The sequence below is a fragment of the Rhodococcus sp. NPDC080181 genome (assembly GCF_040702225.1).
Classification (GTDB): Bacteria; Actinomycetota; Actinomycetes; order Mycobacteriales; family Mycobacteriaceae; genus Rhodococcoides; species Rhodococcoides fascians.
The window spans coordinates 105,739-132,693 of the sequence record NZ_JBFBKN010000016.1 but is presented as its reverse complement, the minus strand read 5'-3'; the positions used below and the strand labels follow the sequence as shown (position 1 = coordinate 132,693).

Annotated in this window: 15 protein-coding genes; 8 read left to right on the top strand and 7 right to left on the bottom strand. The window is 65.4% G+C overall.

The genetic code is table 11. The features are described from left to right. Window positions 1-101: 101 nt before the first annotated feature. On the bottom strand, window positions 102-599 hold the full coding sequence (locus AB0O58_RS18800; RefSeq protein ID WP_072692012.1) for a GtrA family protein: 498 nt from the start codon (window positions 597-599) through the stop codon (window positions 102-104). Between the two features lie 68 nt (window positions 600-667). On the opposite strand from AB0O58_RS18800, the gene AB0O58_RS18795 reads away from it, so the two are divergent. From AB0O58_RS18795 to AB0O58_RS18785, 3 genes are read left to right on the top strand one after another with little or no spacing between them, the layout of a single operon-like run. Beyond that, entirely contained in the window at window positions 668-2,119 is a 1,452-nt protein-coding gene (locus AB0O58_RS18795; protein ID WP_027494795.1) for an FAD-binding oxidoreductase, read from the top strand. Further along, on the top strand, window positions 2,116-2,880 hold the full coding sequence (locus AB0O58_RS18790; protein ID WP_027494796.1) for a decaprenylphospho-beta-D-erythro-pentofuranosid-2-ulose 2-reductase: 765 nt from the start codon (window positions 2,116-2,118) through the stop codon (window positions 2,878-2,880). The genes AB0O58_RS18795 and AB0O58_RS18790 overlap by 4 nt, the downstream gene beginning before the upstream one ends. 5 nt (window positions 2,881-2,885) lie before the next feature. Further along, a complete protein-coding gene (locus AB0O58_RS18785; RefSeq protein ID WP_366238591.1) occupies window positions 2,886-4,844 on the top strand; it encodes a galactan 5-O-arabinofuranosyltransferase in 1,959 nt (652 codons plus the stop codon). A 45-nt stretch (window positions 4,845-4,889) separates the two neighbouring features. Here AB0O58_RS18785 and AB0O58_RS18780 read toward each other — a convergent pair whose 3' ends face one another. Continuing rightward, on the bottom strand, window positions 4,890-5,342 hold the full coding sequence (locus AB0O58_RS18780) for a helix-turn-helix domain-containing protein (RefSeq protein ID WP_366238590.1): 453 nt from the start codon (window positions 5,340-5,342) through the stop codon (window positions 4,890-4,892). Between the two features lie 79 nt (window positions 5,343-5,421). Between AB0O58_RS18780 and AB0O58_RS18775 the strand changes: the two genes are divergently transcribed. The 5 genes from AB0O58_RS18775 (at window position 5,422) to AB0O58_RS18755 (ending at window position 15,837) form a co-directional block, all read left to right on the top strand. Continuing rightward, window positions 5,422-6,120 carry a nitroreductase gene (locus AB0O58_RS18775; protein WP_366238589.1) on the top strand — a complete coding sequence of 233 codons (699 nt, stop codon included), beginning with the start codon at window positions 5,422-5,424 and terminating at the stop codon, window positions 6,118-6,120. A 96-nt stretch (window positions 6,121-6,216) separates the two neighbouring features. Then, window positions 6,217-7,986: a hypothetical protein gene (locus tag AB0O58_RS18770; RefSeq protein ID WP_032374171.1), complete on the top strand. Its 1,770-nt coding sequence runs from the start codon at window positions 6,217-6,219 to the stop codon at window positions 7,984-7,986. 10 nt (window positions 7,987-7,996) lie between these two features. Further along, window positions 7,997-11,167, top strand: a complete 3,171-nt coding sequence (locus AB0O58_RS18765) for an arabinosyltransferase domain-containing protein (protein ID WP_230595289.1) — start codon at window positions 7,997-7,999, stop codon at window positions 11,165-11,167. 180 nt (window positions 11,168-11,347) lie between these two features. After that, on the top strand, window positions 11,348-14,560 hold the full coding sequence (locus AB0O58_RS18760) for an arabinosyltransferase domain-containing protein (RefSeq protein ID WP_230593551.1): 3,213 nt from the start codon (window positions 11,348-11,350) through the stop codon (window positions 14,558-14,560). A 305-nt stretch (window positions 14,561-14,865) separates the two neighbouring features. After that, window positions 14,866-15,837, top strand: coding sequence for a hypothetical protein (locus AB0O58_RS18755; RefSeq protein ID WP_032371690.1), 972 nt, complete (start codon window positions 14,866-14,868; stop codon window positions 15,835-15,837). A 163-nt stretch (window positions 15,838-16,000) separates the two neighbouring features. Here AB0O58_RS18755 and AB0O58_RS18750 read toward each other — a convergent pair whose 3' ends face one another. From AB0O58_RS18750 to AB0O58_RS18730, 5 genes are all read right to left on the bottom strand, one after another. After that, the gene (locus AB0O58_RS18750; protein WP_027494804.1) at window positions 16,001-17,545 is read right to left on the bottom strand and encodes an acyl-CoA carboxylase subunit beta; all 1,545 of its coding nucleotides are present in this window, start codon (window positions 17,543-17,545) and stop codon (window positions 16,001-16,003) included. 3 nt (window positions 17,546-17,548) lie between these two features. Then, window positions 17,549-22,588: a polyketide synthase Pks13 gene (gene pks13 / locus AB0O58_RS18745; protein WP_032374173.1), complete on the bottom strand. Its 5,040-nt coding sequence runs from the start codon at window positions 22,586-22,588 to the stop codon at window positions 17,549-17,551. A gap of 42 nt (window positions 22,589-22,630) precedes the next feature. Then, on the bottom strand, window positions 22,631-24,529 hold the full coding sequence (gene fadD32, locus AB0O58_RS18740) for a long-chain-fatty-acid--AMP ligase FadD32 (protein ID WP_032382997.1): 1,899 nt from the start codon (window positions 24,527-24,529) through the stop codon (window positions 22,631-22,633). Window positions 24,530-24,708: 179 nt separating this feature from the next. Next, window positions 24,709-25,707, bottom strand: a complete 999-nt coding sequence (locus AB0O58_RS18735; RefSeq protein WP_027494807.1) for an LLM class F420-dependent oxidoreductase — start codon at window positions 25,705-25,707, stop codon at window positions 24,709-24,711. Window positions 25,708-25,995: 288 nt separating this feature from the next. Continuing rightward, window positions 25,996-26,949 (bottom strand): cutinase family protein, encoded by a 954-nt coding sequence (locus tag AB0O58_RS18730; protein WP_027494808.1) that lies wholly within the window; start codon window positions 26,947-26,949, stop codon window positions 25,996-25,998. Window positions 26,950-26,955: the final 6 nt, after the last annotated feature.

The window sequence follows — 26,955 nt, the reverse complement described above, 5'->3', positions numbered from 1 at the left end:
CGACACGAAGAACATGACCACCGTCCAGGCGGCCGACGCGGCAGTCGAAGCCGCCATCCGGCTCGCGAAGGACGTCGGCATTCCCGACAACTTCACGGCTGTTACCGAATTTTGAAGATCACGAACCGCTGCACCAGGAAGTTGATGACCGTCGCCGTTCCCTGCGCGACGACGAAAGCCACGTTGGCGTACCAGAAGCCGTCGGGAAGAACCTGGTAGAGCCAGGTGTAGATGCCGACCTGGACGGCGAAGGTGACCCCGTACAGTGCGACGACGGCGAGGAACCGGGCCCGGGACGGTGCCGCGTTGAACGTCCACCGACGGTTGATCAGATACGCCGTGGTGGTGCCGAGCACGAACCCGATCGCCTTGGCCAGAGTCACCCCGACGCCGAACACGAAATGCAGGATCAGATTGACGCCTTGATCGACGATCGCCGACAGCACACCCGTCGCCAAGAACCGCACCACCTGCGTCTTGAGATCGAGGGCCGCGTCGGCGATGTTCTCGGTCAGTGGCAGCTCGACGGGCAGCGGGACGTGATGCTGCAGCTCGTCGTCCTCGGGCGACCAGTCGTCGTTCCCGGAGCCGTCTTCGATGGAGCGATCAGGGGTGGACACGAGGACTGACATTAGCTGCTATCGCAATGCGGGTACCCTCTTGAGCGATGTCCACGACAGCCGACGACGCACTCTTCCCCCTGGAACCACAGGCCGGGAACACTGCGCCGCTACCCACGCAGACCCGCACACTCACTGGTTGGGGCCGCACTGCGCCCTCCACCGGCGAGGTGCTCTCGACCTCCGACCCCGAGCTCATCGCGAACGCGGTCAAGCAGGTCGCCGAGCAGAACGACTCCAAGCCGGCTTACCTCCGACGCGGCGTCATCGCCCGCGGCCTCGGCCGCTCCTACGGCGACAACGCGCAGAACTCTGGCGGACTCGTCATCGACATGAATGCCCTCAACGGCATTCACAGCATCGACGCGTCGACGCGCATCGTCGACGTCGACGGTGGCGTCAACCTCGACCAACTGATGCGTGCTGCACTGCCGTTCGGTCTGTGGGTTCCGGTGCTTCCGGGTACCCGTCAGGTCACCATCGGTGGAGCGATCGGCACGGACATCCACGGCAAGAACCACCACAGCGCGGGCAGCTTCGGCAACCACGTCCGCTCGATGGAACTGCTCACCGCGGACGGTCAGATCCGCCACCTGACGCCGACGGGCAAGAACGCCAAGCTCTTCTGGGCGACGGTCGGCGGCAACGGCCTGACCGGCATCATCCTGCGCGCGACGATCGAGATGACGCCCACGGAAACGGCCTACTTCATCGCCGACGGCGACGTCACCAGCACCCTCGACGAGACCATTGCCCTGCACAGCGACGGCAGTGAGAACAACTACGACTACTCGAGCGCCTGGTTCGACGCCGTCGCTCCGCCCCCCAAGCTCGGCCGCGCAGCTCTCTCACGTGGATCGTTGGCGCGCCTCGACCAGCTTCCCGAGAAGCTGCAGAAGGATCCGCTGCGCTTCAACGCCAAGCCGCTCGTGAAGTTCCCCGATATCTTTCCGAACGGGCTCGCCAACAAGTACACGTTCTCCGCCGTCGGCGAGGCCTGGTACCGCAAGGCCGGCAACTATCGGAACAAGGTTCAGTCCCTGACAGCGTTCTACCACCCACTCGACATGTTCAGTGAGTGGAACCGCGCCTACGGCTCCAAGGGATTTCTGCAGTACCAGTTCGTGGTGCCGCCGGAGGCCGTTGACGAGTTCAAGAAGATCATCGTCGACATCCAGAAGTCGGGGCACTACTCGTTCCTCAACGTGTTCAAGCTGTTCGGGCCGGGAAACAAAGCGCCGCTTAGCTTTCCGATTCCAGGCTGGAACATCTGCGTGGACTTCCCGATCAAGCCGGGCCTTAACGAGTTCGTCCGCGAACTCGACAAGCGTGTGCTCGAGTTCGGCGGTCGTCTGTACACCGCGAAGGATTCGCGCACCGACGCCGAGACGTTCCACTCGATGTACCCGCGGATCGACGAATGGATCAAGGTTCGTCGATCTGTAGATCCCACAGGCGTTTTCGCCTCCGATATGGCTAGAAGGCTGGAACTGCTGTGACGATAGACGCCGTAGGTAACCCACAGACGATTCTCGTTCTGGGTGGCACCAGCGAGATCGGTCTCGCGATCACCGAGGAGTACCTGTCGAAGTCTCCGGCACGCGTCGTTCTCGCCGCGCTGCCCAACGATCCGCTGCGTGAGAGTGCCGTTGCACAGCTCACCGCCAAGGGCGCGAAGTCCGTGGACGTCATCGACTTCGACGCACTCGACACCGCGTCGCATCCGAAGGTCATCGACGCGGCCTGGGCCAAGGGTGACGTCGACGTCGCGATCGTCGCCTTCGCCGTCGACTTCGATGCCGAGCAGCTCTGGCAGGACCAGCGCAAGGCCGTCCTCGCCGCGAACATCAACTACACCGCATCCGTGTCGGTCGGCGTACTGCTGGGCGAGAAGATGAAGGCGCAGGCGTACGGCCGCATCATCGTCATGTCCTCGGTGGCAGGCGAGCGGGTCCGTCGCTCGAACTTCGTCTACGGCTCCACCAAGGCCGGTCTCGACGGTTTCTACCTCGGACTCGGAGAAGCGTTGCGCGAGTTCGGTCCTCGGGTCACCGTCGTTCGTCCGGGCATGGTGCGCACCAAGTTCAGCGCCCACGTCAAGGAAGCGCCGATGACCGTCGACAAGGAGGTCATCGCGAAGCTCGCGGTGAATGCATCGCGCAAGGGCACCCCGCTCATCTGGACTCCCGCACCGTGGCGTCTGGTGATGATGGTGCTGCGACACGTGCCGCGGCCGATCTTCCGCAAGCTGCCCATCTGATCTCGATGACTGACGGGGTTGCACCGGCTCGCAGAACCGCCTCTGCCGTCGGGGAGATCGTTCTCGGTGCGCTCGTCGCAGTCGTGGTGGCGACGGTCGGGCTGTACGCCTTCTCACTGGTTCAGTGGCCGGCGTTCAACTCGTCCAACGTCACTCGCGCTCTGACAACTCTGGGCCAGGTGGTAGCCGCGGCACTGTTCGCGTCGTCGATCTACCTGTACCGAATCCGTAAGTGGCCGTGGATCGCTCGACTCTCGGCGTGGGTCGGGCTGTCCGGCTTCGTTACCGTGACCCTCGGAATGCCTTTGGCGGCAACCAAGCTGTACCTGTTCGGCATCTCCGTCGACCAGGAGTTTCGCACCGAATACCTGACGCGGCTGACGGATTCGGCGTCGTTGCGCGACATGACGTACGCCGACATCCCACCCTTCTACCCCGCCGGTTGGTTCTGGCTCGGCGGACGCGTCGGCAACCTGCTGGGTATGGACGGCTGGGAAGTGTTCAAGCCGTACGCAATCGGACTGCTTGCTGTCACGTCGGTGGTCGCTTTCGTACTGTGGAAGGCCCTGATCCGCAGTGACTGGGCTGTCGCCGTCAGCGCTGTCACGACTGCATTGGTTGTCGCCTACGCCTCGCCCGAGGCCTACAGCGCCGTCATCGTGCTGCTGTTCGCCCCGGCATTGCTCCTGGCCTGGGGCGCGTTGCATCGCCCCGTCGGGATGAATGCGACATCCAGTCGGTCAGACGGCAAGAATGGGACATTCATCCCCACGGGGGGACGCGCAGCAGGCGGCTGGGGAGCGGTAATCGGTACCGGCCTGTTCCTCGGTCTGGCCGCGACGTTCTACACCCTGTACCTGGGTCTGGCCGCGTTCACCGTCGTGCTGATGGCCTTGTTCGCCGCCGTTCTCTCCTACCGCGACCGCAAGACCTGGCGGGCCTTGATTCCTATCGCACTCAAAGTGGCTGCGATCGCCGTCATCTCGGGCCTCATAGCGGCGACGGTATGGCTGCCGTATCTCGTCGACTTCCTCCGCGGCGCACCGTCCACATCGGGCACCGCACTGCACTACCTGCCCGAAGCCGGTGCAACGCTTCCGTTCCCGATGTTCGAGTTCTCGATGATGGGCATTCTGTGTCTCATCGGAACGGTATGGGTCGCAGTACGTTTCTCGTCGTCGCGTCGAGCACAGGCACTCGGAGTCGGCGTCGTCGCGGTCTACCTGTGGACGTTGCTGTCGATGGCGGCCACGGCTGCAGGCACCACACTGCTCTCGTTCCGACTCGAAGCGGTTCTCATCGTATTGCTCGGCAGCGCAGGCGTTTTCGGATTCCTCGAAGGCAGCCACGCAATCTACCAGGCCATCAACGAGCCACCGAAGTTCCGCATCGCTGCCGTCGTCGTCGCGGCCATCGGCGCAATGGCCTTCGCGCAGAACATCCCCCAGGTACTGCAGAGCGAGATCACCGTCGCGTACTCCGACACCGACGGTGACGGCAACCGTGCCGATATGCGTCCGCCGAGCGCCGTCTCGTACTACCGCGAGGTCGACGACGCCCTGACCGAACAGACTCAGCGCCCACGCGACGAAACCATCCTGCTCACTGCGGACACCTCGTTCCTGAGCTACTACCCGTACTTCGGATTCCAGGGACTGACGTCGCACTACGCCAATCCACTGGCGCAGTTCGATCAGCGGGCCGACGCCATCGAGCGGTGGACCGAGCTCGAGACTCCCGACCAGATGATCGAGGCGCTCGACACCAGCCAGTGGCGCGCCCCCGACGCCTTCCTGTTCCGCCGCGGTGCCGACGGCTACACCTTGAGACTGGCGGAGGACGTCTACCCGAACGATCCGAATGTGCGGCGCTACACCGTCACCTTCCCCGAGTCACTGTTCGAGGATCCACGCTTCACGGTGACCGATATCGGGCCCTTCGCGCTGGTGGTGCGCACTGCATAAACGCCATGCGCGCCGGATCGAGACCGCGGCCGCAGGCCGAGTACGTCACGGCACAAGCGGGTTACCCGCGGCAGGCGCCGGCAGCACCTGACGAGCCGTGATCTCATCGCCACACGAGTCACACTCGAGCCTCACGTGTGCGTTGCCCCCGCAGTCGCGGTGCGTGTAGTGCACGGGGACACCGTCGGGTGCCATGTACGCGTCGCCCCAGTCCTTGAAGGCCATCAGAATCGGATAGATGTCGTGGCCCTTGCGGGTCAGCCGGTATTCCGCGTAGGTGGATTCGGTCTGCACCTTGGCGAGAATGTCGTGCTCGACGAGGCGGTCGAGTCGATCCTGCAGCCGACTTCGTGAGATCCCCATGGCGCTCTGGAAGTGGTTGAAACGGCGAACCCCGGCGAACGACCACTTCAGAATCACCAGCGTCCACCGGTCACCCAGAACGGACAGAGACCTCGAAATCGAGCAGGGCACATCGGCCAGCTCCGCATGACGCATACCGTCGACCTTACCCAGCAGTCTCGAAACGAGACTATTGCTGCTACTTTGTAGTCTCGAAATGAGACCAGGGGTGTACATGGACGCTGAGACAGACGATCGAGGGCAGCAATTCTCGGCACTCGTCGGAATTCTCGAGGAACGCTGGACGTGCCGACAGTTCCGGCCGGATGCAGTGCCACGCAGCGATATCGAGCGTGTGCTCGCGCTGAGCCAGCGCACACCGTCGTGGTGCAACACCCAGCCGTGGCAGGTCATCGTGACGGAAGGGGAAGGGACCGACCGTTTTCGCCGGACACTTCAGGACCACGTCCGCGGCGGCGGCACCGTGCAGAGTGACATCCCCTTCCCCACCCAGTACGCCGGCGCCTATCGCGACCGTCGCCGTGCGTGCGGACTGCAGCTCTACGACAGCGTCGGCATCGAGAAGGGGGATCCGCGTGCCCTTGCTCAGATGCTCCGAAACTTCGACTTCTTCGATGCGCCACACGTCGCCGTGATCACCACCGAGGCCGATCTCGGCGAGTACGGAGCGATCGACTGCGGTCTGTACGTCAACACCTTTCTGCTCAGTGCACACAGCCTCGGCATCGCCACCGCCCCACAGGCCGCCCTCGCGTCGTACTCCGATTTTCTGCACGACTACTTCGACATACCGGAGCACCGGCGCATCGTGCTCGGCATCTCGTTCGGATACGCGGACCTGGAGCACCCGATCAACTCGTTCCGAACCGAACGGGCGGACGTGACGAGCGTGGCCACCTGGATCGGTGACTGATCCGTACATAGGGGTGGGGCGGCGTCGCACTCCAGCCGGTGTGACCCAGCACGTTCGAGTTTTCGCCGACCGTGATCTTTCTGTAACCTCGACGCGATGACCACCCACGACCAGAGAGTTCTCGAGCGGCAGCCGACCACGGCACCGGCTCGACACTCCGGCGTCGGGCGAGGCGACCTCGTGGCGGCCGTCGGATTTCTGATCGCCGCCGTGTACGTCCTACAGGGTCAGTGGCGCAATCTGAACGGCGGCTACCTCTACAACAGCGGCCAGGACCAGACGATGTGGGAGTGGTTCTTTTCCGTCGCCGCCCATGCCGTCGCGCATCTGGACAATCCACTGTCCAGTGACCTGCAGAATTACCCGCTCGGGGTGAATCTGATGGCGAACACGGCGATGTTCGGCATCTCCATCCCGCTCGCTCCGATCACGCTGTTGTTCGGACCCACCGTCACCTGGGCAATCGCCCTCGCCGCCGGCCTCGCAGGCACCTCGTTCGCCTGGTACTGGCTGTTCTCGCGTCAGCTGAACGCGTCCAAGGGTGCCGCCGCAATGGGCGGCGCACTGTGCGGGTTCGCGCCCGGTGCCATCTCCCATGCCAACGGCCACCCCAACTTCGTGGTGCTGTTCCTGCTCCCGGTCATCGCGATGCTGGTCACCCGCATCGCACACGGCGGCGGAACCACCAAGAACACCGTCGGGCTCGGCCTGATCGTCGCGCTGCAGATCCTGCTCGGCGAAGAACCGCTGCTGATCTTCGCGATGTCGTTCGCCATCTTCGCCGTCGTCTACTACCTGTCCCGGCCGCGTTCCCTGTGGCGGGCCGTACGCAATGCCGTACCCCGGCTCGCGGTGTCGGCGACCATCGCGCTGGCCATCGTCGCCTTGCCGCTGTGGTGGCAGTTCTTCGGACCGCAGTCGTACTCCTTCCTCGAACACGGCCCGATGGGCAACGACGCCAAAGCCCTGTTCCAGTTCCCGACGCAATCCATCGGTGGCGTCGCCACCCCAGGTCAGAACGTACGGATCAACGCCACCGAGGAGAACGCCTACTTCGGCTGGCCGCTGCTCGTGCTGTGCCTCGTGGCGGCAGTGTGGATGTGGCGTGTTGCCTGCGCCAGAGCCGCGGCTGCCACGGCCATCGTCATGAGCGTGCTCTCGCTCGGCGCAACGCTGATGATCGGCAAGAACGACACCGGCATCACCCTGCCGTGGACGAAACTCGCCGAATACCCACTCGTCGAATCCGTCCTCGAGACCCGCTTCGCCCTCGGCGCGGTCCCCGCACTCGCTCTGTTGCTCGTCCTGGCCACCGATCGGACGTTCCGCAACGGACTACGGCCGTTGCCTGCATTCTGGATCGCCGGACTCGCCCTCGCCCTCGTTCCGCTGATCCCGACGCCGCTGGTCACCGTCGACAAATCCCCCACACCTCGGTTCTTCGCCGACGGCGATTGGCAGAACTACGTCGACGACGGTTCCGTCGTCACCGTCCCTCTCCCACGGCCCGAGGACGCCCGGCCGCTGCGTTGGCAGATGGACGCGGACATGGGCTTCACGCTTGCCGCCGGATACTTCGTCGGACCGAGCGATCAGGAAGAGAAGGTCGCCAAGTACGGTGCCGTCGATCGCCCGACGGCGCTGCTGCTCGGCTCGGTCTACGACTCCGGCACCGTTCCGGAAATCACCGCCGATCAGCGCAGCCAGGCGGCGCAGGACATGAGCTTCTGGGAAGCCGACGTCGTGGTACTGCCGCCGAGCAAGAACACCGTCGCCCTGCGCAGCACGGTCACCGAGCTGCTCGACGTCCAGCCGCAATACACCGGCGGCGTATGGGTGTGGGATGTGCGCTCGCTCGTCCAATAGCATCGCCGGTGTGCCTGCGACCGCTCCGAACATCACGACTGCCCGGCTGATAGCGATCGTCACCGGCATCATCGGTGCCGTCCTGGCCATCGCCACTCCGCTGCTGCCGGTGCAGCAGGACGTCTCCACGCTGTCGTGGCCGCAGAGCTCGTTCGGTAGTGTCAACGCTCCGCTGGTGAGCTACTCCCCGCTCGATCTGGACGCGACGATCCCGTGCAGTACTGCCACTCGGCTCGACGGCGGCGGCACGGTGATGTCCACCGCTCCGATCGCAGCGGCGAAAACCGAGCAGCGAGCACTGACCGTGCGGGTCGACGACGATCGACTGCAGGTGCTGCTTCGCGATCGCGTTCTCGCCGAGGCTCCCGTATCCGACCTGGCCTCCGATTGCGCGCTGACGATCTCCTCGAACGCCGCTCGCACGGTGGTCGACCTCGGCGGCGCGGCCACCACTGTCGACGGCGACGTCCGACCTCAGGTCGTCGGCATCTTCACCGACCTCACCGCGTCGGTCGACGGTCTGAACGTGCGCGTGGACATCGACTCCCGTTACTCCTCGACCCCGACGACGTTCAAGCTGCTGGCGATGATCGTCGGCGCGCTGGCCGTCGTCGCCTCCCTGTTCGCATTGCATCGCCTCGACAGCGTGGACGGTCGGCGTCACCGCCGCTTCCTGCCGTCACGCTGGAAGTCGGTGACCGGCGTCGACGCCGTCGTCGTCGGGGTGCTGGTGTTGTGGCACTTCATCGGTGCCAACACCTCCGACGACGGCTACCTGCTCAACATGGCCCGCGTCTCCGAGCACGCCGGATACATGGCCAACTACTTCCGCTGGTTCGGCGTTCCCGAAGCACCGTTCGGCATGCCGTACTACGACATGCTGGCCGCCCTCGCCAAAGTCAGCACCGCCAGCATCTGGATGCGCCTGCCTGCCACCATCGCCGCACTGCTGTGCTGGCTCGTCATCAGCCGCGAGGTCATCCCCCGCCTCGGGCGCGCGGTACTGACCAACCGCGTCGCGCTGTGGACCGCAGGCCTCGTGTTCCTCGCCTTCTGGCTGCCCTACGACAACGGACTGCGCCCGGAACCCGTCATCGCCCTGGGCGCGCTGCTCACGTGGTGCTCGATCGAGCGTGCGATCGCCACCGGACGACTGTTGCCCGCCGCGGTCGGCACACTGATCGCCGCCTTCTCGCTCGCCGCCGGACCCACCGGACTGATCGCCGTCGCCGCGCTGCTCGCCGGACTCCGCCCGATCGTGATGATCATCGTCAAACGAGCCCGCCAAGTGGGGTTGCTCGCGGTCCTCGCGCCGCTGATCGCGTCGGGACTGGCCGTGGTGATCGCGATCTTCGCCGACCAAACTCTGAGCACCGTGCTCGAAGCGACCCGGGTGCGCTCGGCTCTCGGACCCAACGTGCCCTGGTTCGAGGAACGGGTGCGCTGGGACGCGTTGATGACCATCTCCCCCGACGGCTCGCTCGCCCGACGATTCGGCATGTTCGCGATGCTGCTCTGCATCGTCGTCTGCATCGCGGTGATGCTCCGCAAGAACGGACGCATCCCCGGTACCGCCACCGGGCCATCGCGTCGGATACTCGGAATCGTCTTGGGCGCACTGGCTTTGATGATGTTCACCCCCACCAAGTGGACCCACCACTTCGGTGTGTACGCCGGTCTCGCCGCGTCTCTCGGCGCACTGGCAGCGGTGGCCGTCACGGCGGCTACCGTCCGATCCCCGCGAAACAGAACGCTGTTCACCGCCGCAGTGCTGTTCCTGACGGCCGTGGCGTTCACCAGCTCGAACGGCTGGTGGTACGTCTCGAGCTACGGCATTCCGTGGTTCGACAAGCCGCCGTCCATTGCCGGCAAGGGCTTCTCGACCATCCTGCTCGGCCTGACCGTGCTGACCCTGCTGTATGCCGCGTACCAACATGTCCGATTGCCTTATCGCACAGCAGAAACCACCACGCGTCGACGCTTCGCACCCTCCGCGTTGACCATCGTCGCAGGCGGTGTCGTCGCATTCGAAGTGCTCTCGTTCGCCAAAGGTGCTGTGGCCCAATACCCTGCGTACTCCATCGCGCGATCCAACTTCTCCGCACTCGCCGGCAACTCGTGCGGACTCGCCGGTGACGTGCAGGTGGAGACCGACGTCAACGGGTCCGTCCTGCAGCCGATCGACCCCGCCCCGGACGCGCTGGGAGCAGGTGGCAGCACCGGATTCACCCCGGACGGCGTCGCCGAAGACCTCACGGCCGACTCCGAGGACACCGCCCAGGGCAGTGCCAACTCCATCCGCCCCGAGGACTCCGAAGAGAGCGCGTCGGCCACCTCGTCGAACTCCGCAGGCACCTCGGGCGGAACCAACGAGAACGTCGGAATCAACGGCAGCACAGTCGCTCTGCCGTTCGGACTGAACCCCGAAACGACCCCGGTCCTCGGCAGCTTCGGAGCGACCGAGCCCGCGTCACTGACCTCCGGTTGGTATTCGCTGCCTGGAGAGGGCGACCTGATCGCCATCGCCGCCGCAGGCCGAATTCGCTCGGTGGACAAGGACGGCATCGTCACCCCGGGCCAACGCGTCGAACTGGAATACGGACGCCGCGACGGCGGCGACGTCCAGGCACTCGGCCGTGTCACGCCTCTCGACATCGGCCCGGCACCGTCGTGGCGCAACCTGCGCGTACCGATGAACGACCTACCCGCCGACGCGAACGCCGTTCGCATCGTCGCCGAGGACAACGACCTGGCCGGAGATCAGTGGCTCGCCGTCACTCCCCCACGCGTCCCGAAAACTCAGACGCTGAATTCTCTGGTCGGGTCCACCGACCCCGTTCTGCTCGACTGGGCGGTCGGGCTGGCGTTCCCGTGCCAGCGTCCGTTCGATCATCGCTACGGCGTCGCCGAGGTGCCGCAGTACCGCATCCTGCCCGACCGAACCGGAGCCGAATCCACCAACGCCTGGCAGGATTCTTTCGGTGGCGGCCCGCTGGGGTGGACCGAGCTGCTGCTCGGTGCTCAGACTCTGCCGTCGTATCTGGCCGACGACTACGCCCGCGATTGGGGGTCGATCGAGAGATACACGCCACTCGATCCGGCTGCCGCGACCGCCCGGATCACCGTCGAGCAACAGTCTCGGTCGGGACTGTCCAGCGACGGCCCGATGAAGACCGGCTGATTCCCTGTTTCTCCATCGGATCCGGGGACGGCGCCTGTGTGACCTCGAAGTCACGCTCGCATAACATCGACAATCGTGCCCGACGTCGTGACAGATTCATCAGCTGGTCCCCCCGTCCCCGCTCCGCTCGGAGCCTCGGACGAACTTCGTGCTCAGGTACGGATTCCCCGGCTGATCGCGATGGTGGCCGGCATACTCGGCGTGCTGTTCGCACTGATCACTCCGTTCGCACCCGTCACGCAGACCACCGCGAGTATCGAGTGGCCGCAGAACGGCCTCCTACAGGACGTGGACGCCCCGCTGGTGTCCCAGGCACCCCTGCGACTGTCCGCAACCCTCCCGTGCTCTGCTGTGGCCGCACTACCCGCGTCGGGCGGGCTGTTGCTGGCGACCGCACCCCCGCAAGGTGAGGGTGCAGCCCTCAACAGCCTGTTCGTTCGCGTCGGCGAGTCGAACGTCGATGTCCTCGACCGCAACGTCGTCGTCGCGACGGCACCGCGCGCCGACGTCCAGAGCACGCGCTGCGCCGCCATCGAGATCACCTCGAACGACCAGTACACCTCCGCAGCCTTCACCGGGCTGACCGACGAGAGCGGCCAACCCGTCCAGGGTCGGCTCGACGGCGACCTCCGTCCGCAGGTCGTCGGCATCTTCAGTGATCTCAGTGGCGCGGCCCCGGCCGACATGTCGGTCACCGTCGACGTCGACTCCCGCTTCTCGTCGACTCCGACCATCCTGAAGTCGTTGATCATGGTGCTGGCGATCGCCTGCACGTTGCTGGCCATGGGCGCGCTCGCACGGCTCGACGGCACCGATCGCCGCGCGCACCGCCGCTTCTTCCCGTCGCACTGGTGGAAGTTCACCGGCGTCGACGTCACGGTTCTCGGAGTCCTCGTCGGCTGGCACTTCGTCGGCGCCAACACCTCCGACGACGGCTACCTGCTCACCATGGCCCGCGCGGCCGAACATTCCGGCTACATGGCCAACTACTTCCGCTGGTTCGGCGTCCCCGAGGCACCGTTCGGCTGGTACTACGACGTCCTGGCCGTCTTCGCCAAGATCTCGACCGCAAGCCCGTGGATGCGCCTGCCCGCCCTGATCGCCGGAGTCCTGTGCTGGATGGTGATCAGCCGCGAGGTGGTGCCGCGACTCGGACGCGCGGTGCGCAAATCGAACGTGGCGCTGTGGACCGGTGGACTGGTGTTCCTCGCCTTCTGGCTCCCGTACAACAACGGACTGCGTCCCGAGCCGATCGTCGCCCTCGGCGCATTGCTGACCTGGTGCTCGATCGAACGCTCCATCGCCACCGGCAGACTGCTTCCCGCAGCCGCGGCCTGCCTCATCGGTGCCTTCACCCTGGCCGCCGCACCCACCGGATTGATGTGTGTGGCAGCGCTTCTCGCCGGAGCCCGACCCATCGCTCGCATCGTGGTCCGACGCCACCGGCAGGTCGGCACCCTCGCCATGCTGGCACCGTTGGCCGCGGCCGGAGTACTCGTCCTCGTCGTCGTGTTCGCCGACCAGACCTTCGCGACCGTCATCGAGTCCACCCGAGTGCGCACCATCATCGGCCCCAACGAGGCGTGGTACCAAGACTTCCTGCGGTACTACTACCTCTTCGTCCAGACCGTCGACGGTTCCGTGGCCCGCCGCTTCGCGTTCCTCGCGATGCTCCTGTGCCTGTTCACCACGCTGTTCGTGCTCCTGCGACGCCGGCGCATTCCCGGCATCGCGAACGGGCCTGCCTGGCGACTGCTCGGCGTCGTCCTCGGAACCATCTTCTTCATGATGTTCAACCCCACCAAGTGGACTCACCACTTCGGTTCCTACGCCGGAATCGCCGGTGGGCTCGCCGCCCTGACCGCAGTGGCCGTGTCGGCCAGTGCACTGCGCTCACGCCGAAACCGATCCCTGTTCACGGCCGGCCTGATGTTCGTTCTGGCACTGTCGTTCTCGGGCATCAACGGCTACTGGTACGTCTCGAGCTACGGCGTGCCGTGGTTCGACAAGACGGTCTCGCTCGGCGGCAACGAATCCGGCTCGCTGTTCCTCGTCCTCTTCGGACTGGTTCTCGCCGTCGCGGCATTCCAATATCTACGTGAGGGATACGCACCGCCACAACCGAAACCGACGTCGGCCCGCGGTAGACGCATTCGCAAGTTCGCTGCCGCACCACTGACCGTCATCGCCGGAATCATGGTGCTGTTCGAGGTCCTCTCCCTCGTCAAGGGTGCCGTCTCCCAATATCCCGCCTACTCGCTCGCGCGCTCCAATGTGCAATCGGTGCTGGGCAATTCGTGCGGACTCGCCAACGACGTGCTCGTCGAAGCCGATCCCAACGCTGATGTACTGAGCCCCCTGCCGGGTGAATTCGATCCCGTCGCAGGCCCCCTCGGTGGAGCCAGCGACACCCTGCGCAACTTCACCGCCAACGGGATCCCCAGCGACCTCAGCGCCGACGCCGTGGAAGTCAAACCAGGACAGGGCAATACCGACCAACAAGCCGTCGGACCCGCCTTCGAGGAAGGCCAGAGCTCGGGCACAGCAGGAGGCACCGGCGCACTGGGCGTCAACGGCTCCACCGCCGCCCTCCCCTTCGGACTCGACCCCGCCACCACACCCGTCCTCGGCTCCTACCAAGAAGGAATCCAGGAACCGGCCGAGGCCACCTCGAGCTGGTACCAGCTACCCGCCCGCAGCGACGACGCACCACTCGTCGTGTTCTCCGCGGCCGGACGTATCTGGTCCTACGACGACACCGGTGCCCTCACCTACGGCCAGTCGCTGCTGCTCGAATACGGCAAGCGCCAGCCCGACGGAAGCGTCCAGGCGCAGGGCACCTACCTACCTCGGGACATCGGACCCGCACCCTCGTGGCGCAACCTGCGAGTTCCGTTGGCAGACATCGCACCCGACGCCGACGCCGTCCGCATCGTCGCCAACGACCCCAACCTCACCGGCGACCAGTGGCTCGCATTCACCCCGCCGCGAGTACCGGTGATGGAGAATCTGAACACCATGATCGGCAGTGAGCAGCCCGTTCTGCTCGACTGGGCCGTCGGACTCCAGTTCCCGTGCCAACGGCCGTTCGACCACCGCTACGGCGTCGCCGAGGTACCGGGCTACCGCATCCTCCCCGACCGCCCACTGGCCGTCAGCTCCACCGACACCTGGCAATCCGGCGAGAACGGCGGACCGCTCGGATGGTCCGAACTACTCGCCAAGCCAGTTGCCGTCCCCACCTACCTCAAAAACGACTGGGCCAGGGACTGGGGCTCACTCGAGCGCTACGAGCAGTACTACCCCAGCGCCGTGCCCGCAGACCTACAAACCGGAGAAACCACGCGATCGGGATTCTACGAGGACGGAAAGCTGCGAGTCTTCGAGAAATAGTCCACCCAGCCTCACCCGCCCCTCCGCGTGGTGTCGCCCGCTCCTTTTTGGGATCAATGTCCCTTTGTTGCACTCTGACTGACTGAATCCCGCATTCATGCGGACGGGGGTTGGCGTACGGCCGATGGAGCGGGGTTTGGCGCACGATCGATGGATCGGGGGCTTACCACCGACCCCCGACAGTCTTCGGTGCACAAGACACGCCCTCGAGGCATTTGTGCACAACCTCGTCGACCATCCACAGGGAACCCCTGAACGACCGTTTTCGACGTCGAAGTGTCAGTGTCGCGTTCGACAGTCGAGGCATGAAACGGGGAGTTTGGGCCACAGATCTATCGATGCTCGAGGACGTCGCCGATCACGGCGTCGTGACAAGGGCACAGCTTCGCTCGGCCGGTGTCGCGGACGGGACGGTAGCCGGCCGATGCGCGGCCGGCGGACCTTGGCAGCACTTGCTGCCAGGGGTGGTGCTGTTGCACAACGGCTTCCCATCTCACCGACAGCGAATGGCTGCTGCCCTGGCGTACGGCGGTCCACACAGCATCCTCACTGGGAACGCGGCATTGAGTGTGCATGGCTTGGGGCCGAATCCACCGTCGAATGAAGTTCACATCCTCGTCCCGAACGAGATGCAGCGAGCATCCGTCAAATTCGTCCGATCCGAACGCACCTGGCGCATGCCCGAAACGGTGTTCGACCACGGTCCGCGCTGCGCTCCGGTATCCCGGAGTGTCGTCGACGCGACCCGCGCACTACGCGGACGATCTCAGTGCACGGCTTTGATTGCGGAGATCATCAGACGGGGTGCGGCATCACTCGAAGAGCTGGCAATCGAATTGGCGGAGGGGCCGAGACGCTACAGCGCTTCGACACGGTTGGCGATCAGGGATCTGGAAGGAAACGCTCACTCCGTCGCCGAGGCGGATGCTCAACGGCTCTACCGATCGAGCGGACTCCCACCAATGATTCACAATGCCCGGCTGTTCACCTCGGACGGTACATTCCTCGGTAGCCCCGACGGCTTCCTCGACACAGTCTGCTTCGGGTGGGAGATCGACTCCCTCGCTCATCACCTCTCGCCGATCGATCATGCGAACACGATGGCTCGCCGAGCTCTCCTGCAACGCCACGGCGCGATCGTGGTGTCACATCTGCCGCAGGACATCCGGGACGACCCCCAGCGCGTACTCGCGGATCTTCGGGCCGGCTATCAACAGGCTCTGGCGCGGCCCCGTCCGAACCTCGTTCTTCGACGGAGCGCGACGTCGACCGGATGAATGTCTCTTGCAAGCACTCCAACTGCAACAAAGCCACATTCATTCGCTTCTGGCTCGGGGAGACAGACGAATGAATGTGGCTTTGTTGCAGTCAGAGCGACTGAAACCCACATTGATCCCAAAAGGGAGCGAAGCGACCCCGACGCAGGACCGGCGCGCTTGGCTAGATCGGCAGCAAAGAGTGCTTACGCGGACTCTTGTGTACTTCCTTGTCTTTCAAGATGTGCAAGGCCTTGCGAATTTCGAGGCGCGTCTGCGAGGGCTCGATGACGGCGTCGATGTAGCCACGTTCGGCAGCGATCCACGGCGTTGCGACATGCTCGTTGTAGAAGTTGATGAGCTGCTTCCGCAGCGCCGGAGCGTTCTCGCCTGCCTCGGCGAGTTGCTTGCGACTCATGATGTTGATGGCGCCCTCGGCACCCATGACGGCGATGCGGGCTGTCGGCCAGGCGAGGTTGATGTCGGATCCGAGCTGCTTCGAGCCCATCACCGCGTATCCGCCGCCGTACGACTTACGAATGACGACAGTCAGTTTCGGCACCGTCGCTTCGACGAACGAGAAGATGAAGCGGCCACCGCGATGGATGACGCCGAGGGTTTCCTGGTCGACGCCGGGCAGGAAGCCGGGTGTGTCGACGAGGAAGATGATCGGAATGTTGTAGGCGTCGCTGAGGCGAATGAACCGCGCACATTTGTCCGCTGCCTTGGCGTCGAGTGCCCCGGACAGGTGCATCGGCTGATTGGCGACGATTCCCACCGGCCGACCGTCGACGCGGGCGAAGCCGGTGATGACGTTCTGTGCAGTCTGGGCGGCGATCTCGTGGAACTCGCCGTCGTCGAAGATGCGCAGGATGATGTCGTGCATGTCGTAACCGGCGTTGTCGGCGTCGGGCATGAACGAGTCGAGCGTGCGATCGGATTCGGTGATCTCCGGCTCGAGCCCCGGGTTGATCACCGGCGCCTCTTCCTGGCAGCTCGACGGCAGGTAGCTCAGGTAGTTCCGAATCCAGTCGAATGCGGCCTTCTCGTCGGCAGCGACGTGGTGCACGTTGCCGTTGATGGCCTGGACACGGGCACTACCGAGTTCGTCGAGGCTGACGTCCTCGCCGGTGACGGACTTGATGACGTCCGGTCCGGTGACGAACATGTACGCCTCTTCGGTGGCGACGACGATGTCGGTGTTGATCGGTGCGTACACCGCGCCACCGGCGCATTTACCGAGGATCAGAGAGATCTGCGGGCACAGGCCGGAGAGCGCCTCATGGCGTCGACCCAGTTCGGCGTACCACGCGAGGGAGGTGACGGCGTCCTGCACGCGAGCTCCACCGGAGTCGTTGATGCCGACGACCGGGCAGCCCATCTTGATCGCGAAGTCCATGATGCCGGCGACCTTGCGGCCGAACATCTCGCCGACGGTTCCGCCGAACACGGTCTGATCGTGCGAGAACACTGCGATCGGACGGCCGTCGACGGTTCCGTGCCCGGTGACGACGCCGTCGCTGTAGAGGGCACCCGGATCGTTCGGGGCCTTTACCAGCGCGCCGATCTCGACGAAACTGCCGGGGTCGAGCAGCGAGTTCACGCGATCTCGGGCGCTGGGTATGCCCTTCTTGGCGCGCTTGGCGATGCCGATCTCGCCGGCCGGTTCCTTGGCCAGCTCCAGCCTCGCCCGTAGCTCGGCCAGCTTCTCCGCAGTGGTGCCACTCAAAATCTACGCTCCGGTTCTTGCAGACTCGATGTTCTCGAGCGTCTTCGACAGATGGGCCGCAATTTTTCCAATGTACGGCTCGTCGACGACCGCGAGGTGGTCGCCTCCGACGTAGACGATCTCGAGGTCCTTGACCACCGGTCCCCAACCACCGTGCTCTTCGCGGGTGGCGTATGCGGGCTCGAGGGCGATCGCGTCGTCGTGGTACTTATCGGCGAGGTACAGCGTGACGTGCCCGCCGTACTCCTTGAGCTCGGCTGTCTGGATAGCCCGATTGTCGAGCCACGACGTCCGCTGATGCTCGATGATGCCGCCGGGAATCTTTGCCCCGCTGAGCTTGACCAGATCAGTGATGATCCGAATCTGACCCTCGTCGTCGGAGTCGACCAACTTGTCGTACGGGATCGGGTAGTCGACGTTGTACGTCTTCTTGGCGAACGCCGCGTACCGCTCCCAACGCTTGCGGACTTCGTCCTTGGTGTCGGGAATCTTGGTGCCGGGCATGACGGTATCGAGCAGCCCCACGTAGGCGACCTCGATGCCTTCCTCTTCCATCTGACGCGCCACCTCGTAGGCGAGGATGCCGCCGAGCGACCATCCGACGAACACGTACGGTCCCTCGGGCTGGATCGCCTTGATCAACGGCACGTACTCCGCGGCGCGCTTGGCGATGGGCCCTTCGACGCGCTCGAGGCCGTACATGGGCGTGCCTGCCGGCAACTTCCGCAGCAACGGCTCGTAGGCGACGGTGGAGCTACCGGCCGAGTGGAACGCGAATACCGGTGTGGCCGTAGAGCCCTCGGGACGGGCCCGAAGATTGCGCACGACACCGTCGATCTCGCCGTCCTCGAGATGCGGGCGTACCTTGTCGGCGAGCTGCTCGATGGTCTCCGAGTCCAGTACGTCGTCGAAAGTGATCTCGCCGCCGGCCCGCTCGGTCAGGCGAGCGGCCAACTTCTCGGCCGTCTCGTCGTCGAGGATCGGCAGAGTGTTGAAGATGCCCTTGGCTGATTCCTTCGTCACCACTGCCCACGTTGCGAACGTCATCCGCTCGGCGTTGTCACGTGGGGGCACATCTGATCCGGCGGCCTCGGCGAACGCTTCCTTGCCGCCCAGGTCGGTCTGCGCTGCGACCACCGGTGCGGGTTGGTATTCCGCACTCGGCACCGCGGTCTCCGGTGCGGCGACGGCCGTCTCCAACGCTTCGTCGCGTGCAGTCGCGCCACTCTCGGCAGCCTGCTCGGCAGCCTTTTCGGCGGCCTGCTTGTCTGCCAGCGCCTGCACCTCGTCGCGGTTCTCGATCGCGTAGCGCAGGTACTTCTCCACCTCGCGCAGGTTCGCATCACGCACGGCCTGCAATTGCACTGTGGGGATGTCGAATTCGTACTCGACGCGGTTCTTGATCCGAACGGCGCTGAGCGAATCCAGCCCCAGTTCGATCAGCGGCACCTCGGGAGGCAAGTCCTCGGGTGCGTAGCCCATCGACTCGGCGACGATGATCGCCAACCGATCTTCGAGCTTCTGATTGCCGTTGGGATCCCAGCGGTCACCGAACGTCTCGACGACCTCGGGCAACTCTTCCATCGGAGACGAGGACCGCTCTTCCACCGCCACAACGGGTTCCGGCCGCACATCGCCCGAGGTGACTACAGCCTCGTGCAGCAGGGTGAACGCCGAGCCCTCGTGCGCATGGACCTGGACCGACGCACCACCGAGGTGCGAGGTCAATGTGGTGACGACCGTGCCGGCCGCGGGCACCGATGCGTGCGAGACCGAAGCACCCAGAGCCACATCGGAGAACACCTGCGACGCAGCGGCGGTGACCAACGCATCGAATCCCGAGACGGCCGAGGCCTGAACTTCCCAGACGTGGCGGCCGTCGGGCAGTGCCACCCGGGCACCGGGAACGCGAGAGTTACCGCTGGAGCTGACCTGCGAGTTGAGCCAGAACTCCTTGCGCAAGTACGCAGTTCGCGGGATTGCAGCGTACGGACCCGACTCGAACAGCGTCGCCAGTTCCAGCGCATGACCGTGCACGTACAGCTGCGCCAGCGCGGCGAGGAACGTGTCTGCCTCGTCTTCCTTGCGCTTGAGCGTCGGAATCAACGTGGCGTCGGCCAGGCCGGCAGCCCACGCGGTAGCAGCGACCGACATCAGCGCGACGGGGTTCGGGGCGAGCTCCACGAACGTTGTGTGCCCGTCTCCCACAGCAACATTGACGGCCTGGGTGAACCAGACCGGGTGACGCATTCCCTTGGTCCAGTAGTCGACGCCGTGAATCGCCGCATGTCCGACGCGGTAGTGCGCCTCACGATCGACCGAGGAGTAGACCCCGGCGGTGAGCTTGCTCGGTTCGATTCCGGCGAGCTCGGCGGCGAGCTCACCGAGCAGTACGTCGACGGCTGCGGTGTGTCCTGCTCCCTTGACGTCGAGCAGACGGGCCATTTTGCCTGCGGCCTCGGCCTTTTCGACGAGGGCTTCGACCTCGGCGCGGGGTCCACCGACCGTGGTGTGCGTCGGCGCGGCGTACACGCAGGGCTCCACGTTCGGGAACTGATCGGTGAGGGTCTTGACCTCGTCGGGGGTGTACTCGACGAGTGCCATGGCACCCTGCGAGGCGGCACCGAGGCCGTCCTGGCCCTCGGCCAGCAGCCGCGAGCGGGCGTAGATGATGCGGACGGCGTCTTCGAGGTTCAGGCCTCCGGCAACGTACGCGGCGGCGACCTCACCCATCGAGTGGCCGATGACGGCCGACGGCTCCGCACCGTGTGCGCGAAGCGTTGCGGCCAAGGCGATCTGGATGACGAAGATAGCGACCTGGGAGTTCTCGAACTCGTAGGTCTGCGAGTCGTCGAGGATGATCTCGCGGATGGAGTAGCCGGCTTCGTCGACGAGCAGCTCGTCCACCTTGTCCACCTCGGCGGCGAACACGGCGTTGGTTCGGTACAGCCGCGATGCCATCTTGCGGTGCTGCGAGCCGAATCCGGAGAACACCCACACTGCGCCGTTGGACGCAGGCGAGTCCGCGGAGAACACGCCCGGTCCGGGCTTGCCTGCCGCGATGGCGCGCAATCCGGCGATGGCCTCGGCCGTGGTGGACGCGAGAACCACTGCGCGCGAACGCCCGTGGTTACGCCGAGCCAATGTACGGCCGACATCGACGAGAGGCGTCGTGCTGCCTTCTTCGGTCTCGAGCCAGTCGGCCAGTTCCGACGCCGCGCGCTTACGACGCGACGGCAACGCGGCCGATACCGCGAGAATCACTGTCTCCGGCGCACTGTCGGACTCCGCCAGGATGGTCTCGGCCTCGGCGACCGGGCTGGTCGTCTCGGCGTCGAGCTGCTCCTCGTAGACGCCCTCCACCACCGCGGCTTCGGGATCCACGGCAGCGGGGTCGAATTCGGCCGAGGTCTCACCCGGTACGTACTCGCGTACGACGACGTGGGCGTTGGTGCCGCCGAAGCCGAAACCGGAGATGCCGGCGACGGCCTTGCCGGTGTACCGCGGCCAGTCGGTGGCCTCCGGGATGACCTTCAGGTGTGCTTTGTCGAAGTCGATGTACGGGTTGGGGCCCACGTAGTTCAGTGACGCCGGGAGTTTGTTCTCCTGCATCGCCAGCACGACCTTGATCAAACCTGCTGCGCCTGCGGCAGATTCGAGGTGTCCGAAGTTGGTCTTCGCCGAGCCGAGCAGTGCCGGCTTGTCCGCGTCGCGGCCACGGCCGACCACGCGGCCGAGCGCGTCGGCCTCGATGGGATCGCCCAGGATGGTTCCGGTGCCGTGCGCTTCGATGTAGTCCACGCCCGACGGGTTGATGCCGGCGTCGCGGTACGCGAATCGCAGTGCGTCGGCCTGTGCATCGGGGTTCGGCGCGAGGAGTCCGTTGGAGCGGCCGTCCTGGTTGATGGCGGATCCGGCGATGACAGCGAGCACCTGATCGCCGTCTCGCTCGGCGTCCTCGAGTCGCTTGAGCACGACGAGGCCGCCGCCCTCGGAGCGAATCATGCCGTTGGCGTCGGAGGAGAAGGCCTTGATCCGGCCGTCGGGAGCGAGGACACCGGTCTGACCGAAGCCCACGGTGATCGGCGGGGCGAGCAGCATGTTGACCCCGCCTGCGACGGCGAGATCGGATTCGCCGGTGCGCAGGCTGCGCACTGCCTGGTGGACGGCCACGAGGGACGACGAGCAGGCAGTGTCGACGGCGATCGACGGCCCGCGGAAGTCGTAGAAGTACGACACGCGGTTGGCGACGATGGCGGTGGAGGTGCCGGTGAGTGCGTAGGGGTGCACGGCCGGATCGCTGACGGCGATGAGCTGGTAGTCGTTGGACGAGCTGCCGATGAAGACGCCGACCTGGCGGCCCTTGACCGAGCTGGCCGGGATGTGCGCGTGCTCGAGCGCTTCCCAGGTCAGTTCCAGCGCGAGGCGCTGCTGCGGGTCGACATTGACGACCTCGTTGGGCGACATCGCGAAGAACTCGGCGTCGAAGGTCTTGACGTCGTCGAGGTAGCCACCCTTGGTGACCGTCGCATCGACGGCTGCGGCGATGACGGGATCGGAGGTGAATTCCTTCCACCGGCCCTCGGGCAGGTCGGTGATGCCGTCGCGGCCCTCGATGAGCAGCGACCACATCTCCTCGGGGGTGTGACCGGTGCCGGGGAAGCGCGACGACAGTCCGACGATCGCGATGTCGTGGGCGTCGCCCGACTGCACTCCGCTGGTGTAGAACGCGTCGTCGACGGTACCCACCGGCTCGTCGGGTTCGCCCTCGATGATGATCTTGGCCAGAGACGCGATGGTGGGGTGCTGGTAGACGACGGTCGCGGTCAGCGTGACCCCCACCAGCTCCTCGATCTCACCGCTCAGTGCGACGGCATCGCGAGAGGACAGACCGAATTCCTCCATCGGACGGTCGTCGGAGATGGCCGACGCGGGTTGACCCGTCGCGTCCGCAACCCAGTTGCGTAGCCAATCCCGCAGTTGGGCGACCGTGAGGTCCGTCCCGTCGGCACTCTGAATCTTGTCTGTCTCTTGTTCAGCCATTACTCACCAAGCTATGTATCGAAGGAACGGGAGGCCCAGAGATCAGTCGGGTAGTTCGGCGTCCGGGAATGCCGTCTGCTGGTAACCGCCGCGCAGGGTGCCCTCGATGTAGGCGGCCTTGCACGCGCGTCGGGCGATCTTGCCGCTCGACGTGCGCGGGATGGAACCGGCCGGGACGAGCAGGACGTCGCGGACCGTGACGCCGTGCCGCGCCGAGACTGCGGTGCGCACCTCGTCGGCGATCGGAGCCGGGTCTGCCTTGCCCGAGCCGGGAGCGCGCTCGGCAACGATGACGAGCTGTTCGGAGCTGTCGTCCGAATCCTTGGTCAACGCGGCACCACTGAACTCGAACACGACGTCGGGCAGCTGGTTGAGCGGCACCGCGAACGCCGCCACGAAGCCCGGCCGCAAAGCCTTGCTTGCTTCCTGCGCCGAGAACTCGATGTCCTGGGGGTAGTGATTGCGGCCGTCGACGATGACGAGGTCCTTCACGCGGCCGGTGATGTAGAGCTCGCCGTCGTGATAGACGCCGAAGTCTCCGGTGCGCATCCAGTTGGCACCCTCGGGGGCACCCGTGGCGTGCGACCCGTCGGCGACGCGGTGGACGAGCTTGTTGTGGAAGGTTTCGCTGGTCTCGGTCTCGCGACCCCAGTAGCCCTTGCCGATGTTCTCGCCGTGCAGCCAGATCTCGCCGACGTGTTCGTCGGGCACCTCGGTGGCGGTTTCGGAGTCGACGATCGCGGCCCACTGACTCCGGGCGACGGTTCCGGTCGATACCTGCGGGATGGCTCCGGGAGCGTCGGGTGCGACGACGACGAAATTGCCTGCGTTCAGCTCGACACGGTCGACGTAGACGACCTTGGCCTCGTCGGCGTGCTTGCTCGTCGAGACGAACAGCGTGGCCTCGGCCATGCCGTACGACGGTTTGATCGCGGACTTCGGCAAACCGTACGGGCCGAAGGCCTCGTTGAACTTCTTCATCGACGACGTGGTGACGGGCTCGCTGCCGTTGATCAGGCCGATGACGTTCGACAGGTCGAGACTTTCACCGTTCTTGGGCAGTCCGCGCTGGGCGGCGTGCTCGAACGCGAAGTTCGGTGCCGCGGCGAACGTGCCTGCTCCGTCGGAGACCGCGGCGAGTTCCTTGATCCAGCGCCACGGCCGCTGCACGAACGCGCGCGGGCTCATGATCGTGATGTATTTGCCACCGAGGGCCGGGAGGATGACGGTGAGCAGACCCATGTCGTGGAACATCGGCAGCCAGGTGACGCCGCGCGAGTCGTAGTTGATCTCCATGCTGTCGACCATCTGCAGCGCGTTGACGCCGACCGCGCGGTGCGTGATCTCGACGCCGGCCGGGGTTCGCGTCGAACCGGACGTGTACTGCAGGTAGGCGATGTCGTCCAACCCTGCATTGGGCTCGACCCACGTCTCGCCGACGCTGTCGGGAACGGCGTCGACGGCGATGATGCGGGGCCGCTCGGCAGCGGGGAGCGCGCGGAAGAACGCCCGAACGCCCGCCGCGGAGTTGCTGGCGGTGAGGATCGCGCTGGGCTTGCAGTCGCCGAGGACGGCATGCAGGCGGTCGGTGTGGCCGGGCTCGTCGGGATCGAACAACGGCACCGCGATGGTGCCCGCGTAGATCGCACCGAAGAACGCGATGACGTACTCGAGGCCCTGGGGAGCGAGGATCGCCACGCGGTCACCGGGCTCGGTGACCTGCTGCAGACGGGCGGCGACAGCGCGCAGCCGCTTGCCGAACTGTGACCAGGTCAACTCGTGCGCTTCACCGTCCCGTTCCCGGGAGTAGTCCATGAACCGGTACGCGAGCGTGTCGGCGTTCTCTTCGACATTCGCCTCGACGTGGCGGACGAGTGTCTGCCCTTCACCGATGGTGATGTGGCCGTTCTCATCGATGAAATCATCGAACGTGTGGCTCATTTGCTTCAATCTCCTCCGACACGAATCGCTGCCACACATCGTGCGTGACCTGGCCTTGCATTGACGACGTTCATCGATGCAGACCCCGAACAGCGTTTTATGTTACTAAGTGGTAACTCCAGCGGTGGCGGTTTCGGTCGACCTCGAGGCCGACTCCATGCTACCGACACGCGCCTGCGTCACTCGCCTTTCAGCAAGTCGACAACCGGAGCGAATGCTTCCATTTGTGTGGGGAAAACCCCGACATAGGACATCGTCGTCCGCGCGCGAACGTTACGGATCTGATCGGCGATTTCCTCGTACGTTCCGAAGGCGAGGTACGGCGACGACAGAATGTCCTCGACCGTGAGCTTGACGTCGACGTCCACGTTGGGCGGATAACCGTTGTCCAGCGCGGCCAACGCCATCTCGGCCATCTGCTCGCGATCGTCGGTGACCACGATGGTGGTGATCGCCCAGTTCAGCTCGATGTCGTCGAACCGATCCCCTGCGGCAGCCCGGATGAGCTCGACGCGCTCGAGAGTCTTCTCGATGGTCATGCCCGACAGCAGCAACTTGCCTTCCTTCGAGGTGCTCGGCACCACGGAGATGATGTCGGCGTGCTTGGCCGCCAGCGCGAGCATCTTGGGGCCGCCGCCGCCGATGCAGATCGGCGGACGCGGTCCCTGACGCGGACGAGGGCTGCCCTTGAGACCGGTGATCGTGTAGTGCTTGCCCTCGTAGTTGCATTCCTGACCGCGCAGCAACACGTCGAGAATGTCGAGGGTCTCTGCGAGCTTTTCGATGCGGACGCCGGGACGGTCGTAGGTGATGCCGGCCTTGTCGTATTCCTCGCGCATCCAGCCCGCGCCGAGTCCGAGTTCGAGCCGTCCGCCGGAGAGCACATCGATGGTTGCCGCGTCCTTGGCGAGCACCGCGGGATGGCGGAAGCCGTTGGCGAGCACCGCCGTGCCGAGCCGAATCTTGTCGGTGGCAACGGCGAGAGCTCCGAGCGCGGCGATCGGCCCGACCTGATTACCGAGATGATCGGGAATCATGAAGCTGTCGTAACCCAGTTCCTCGGCCTGCTGAGCCAGCTTGATGAACTTCCGAGCCCCGCCCTCCTCCGCGTTTCCCTCTCCGCCTGCAGCGAAGCGGAATTTGCGCGGCCCGGGGGTCGCGGCCTCGGCGGAACTCATCTATTGCTCTCCTCTGGGGTCTGGAGCGGCCGGCACCTGGGGTCTGAGGTGGTCGGCACCGGGGGTCTGGGCACACCGTGCGGGCAGTCGGCCGGGGCCGATCCGCGCAGGTCCAAGGCGTCACTCTAGCCGCTCGCGGGAGCGGATCCCACCGACTGGGGGTCGCAGACCACAGGTTTGTGCCCTGCACCAGTTGGCGACACGCCGCGTTGTGACCTGTCCGTTATCCATGACACCGGTCACTGCGCTACCCACGACCCCGATCACGCCGTCGTCCACACCACCCGATCACGAGTGCGGAGGCGTCGGCGCATTCTCGATCAGATCGGCCGCCCACGCCGCCGTCCACTGGGTGGCCGTCGTGCCGGAACCGTCGACGACGAAACTGTTGTACGACGCGTGCACCGGATTGCCCGCCGCCCCGATCAGAATTTGGATGCTCTGCGGAATGTTGCGCAGCGACAGTCCATCCGACGGGGACGCACAGATCAGGTCGCCGGGTGCACAGATCTGATTGGTCCGGTCGTCGAGCGCGCCGAATCCGCCGTCCCGACGCCCCGTCATGGTGATGCCGGGGAGGTCGAGTCCCCCCAGGGCGACCTCGGCTCCGACACCGTCGAGCGGTCCCGGCACGTCGGTACCCGACACTCCGTCGCGGCGGCCGTCGGCGATGAGGGTGACGCCGAGGACACGATCGGCGGAGATGGGTCCGTTACCCGCGCCGATGTCGGCCGCGATGTCGCCGGAGATGACTGCTCCCTGAGAGAAGCCGGCCATGACGAAGTTGGTCAGTGGGCATCGCGCTGCGACGTCCGACATCTTCTGCACCGCAACGTTTTTGCCCTCGGTACGGCTGTTGTTGTACGACTGTTGGCCGTCCGGCGGCAGCGCGATGGGGTTCGAGAACTGTGCGACGTAGGGAACCGTGTAGACGTCCGCGCGAGATCCGGGGAACTGCTCCTGCAGCGGCCGGGTGACGTTGAGCATCAGCGACACCGGATTGGCGGTCGGGTTGTACGGGTCGTCGGTCGACGACGACTCCCACGTACCGGGGATGGCAATGACCTGGACGTCCGGGCAGTCCGCCGGTTGCGAGGTCGGCTGCTCGGGCCCCGGCGGCGGTACCGGTCCCGGTCCGGGTCCGAGACGCCCGGCGAGGAGGTACCACAGGGCCACGATGACGAGCCCGATGATCACCGCGAAGGCGATCACCGGCAGAACTCTGCGTTTACGTTTGGCCATCAGCGC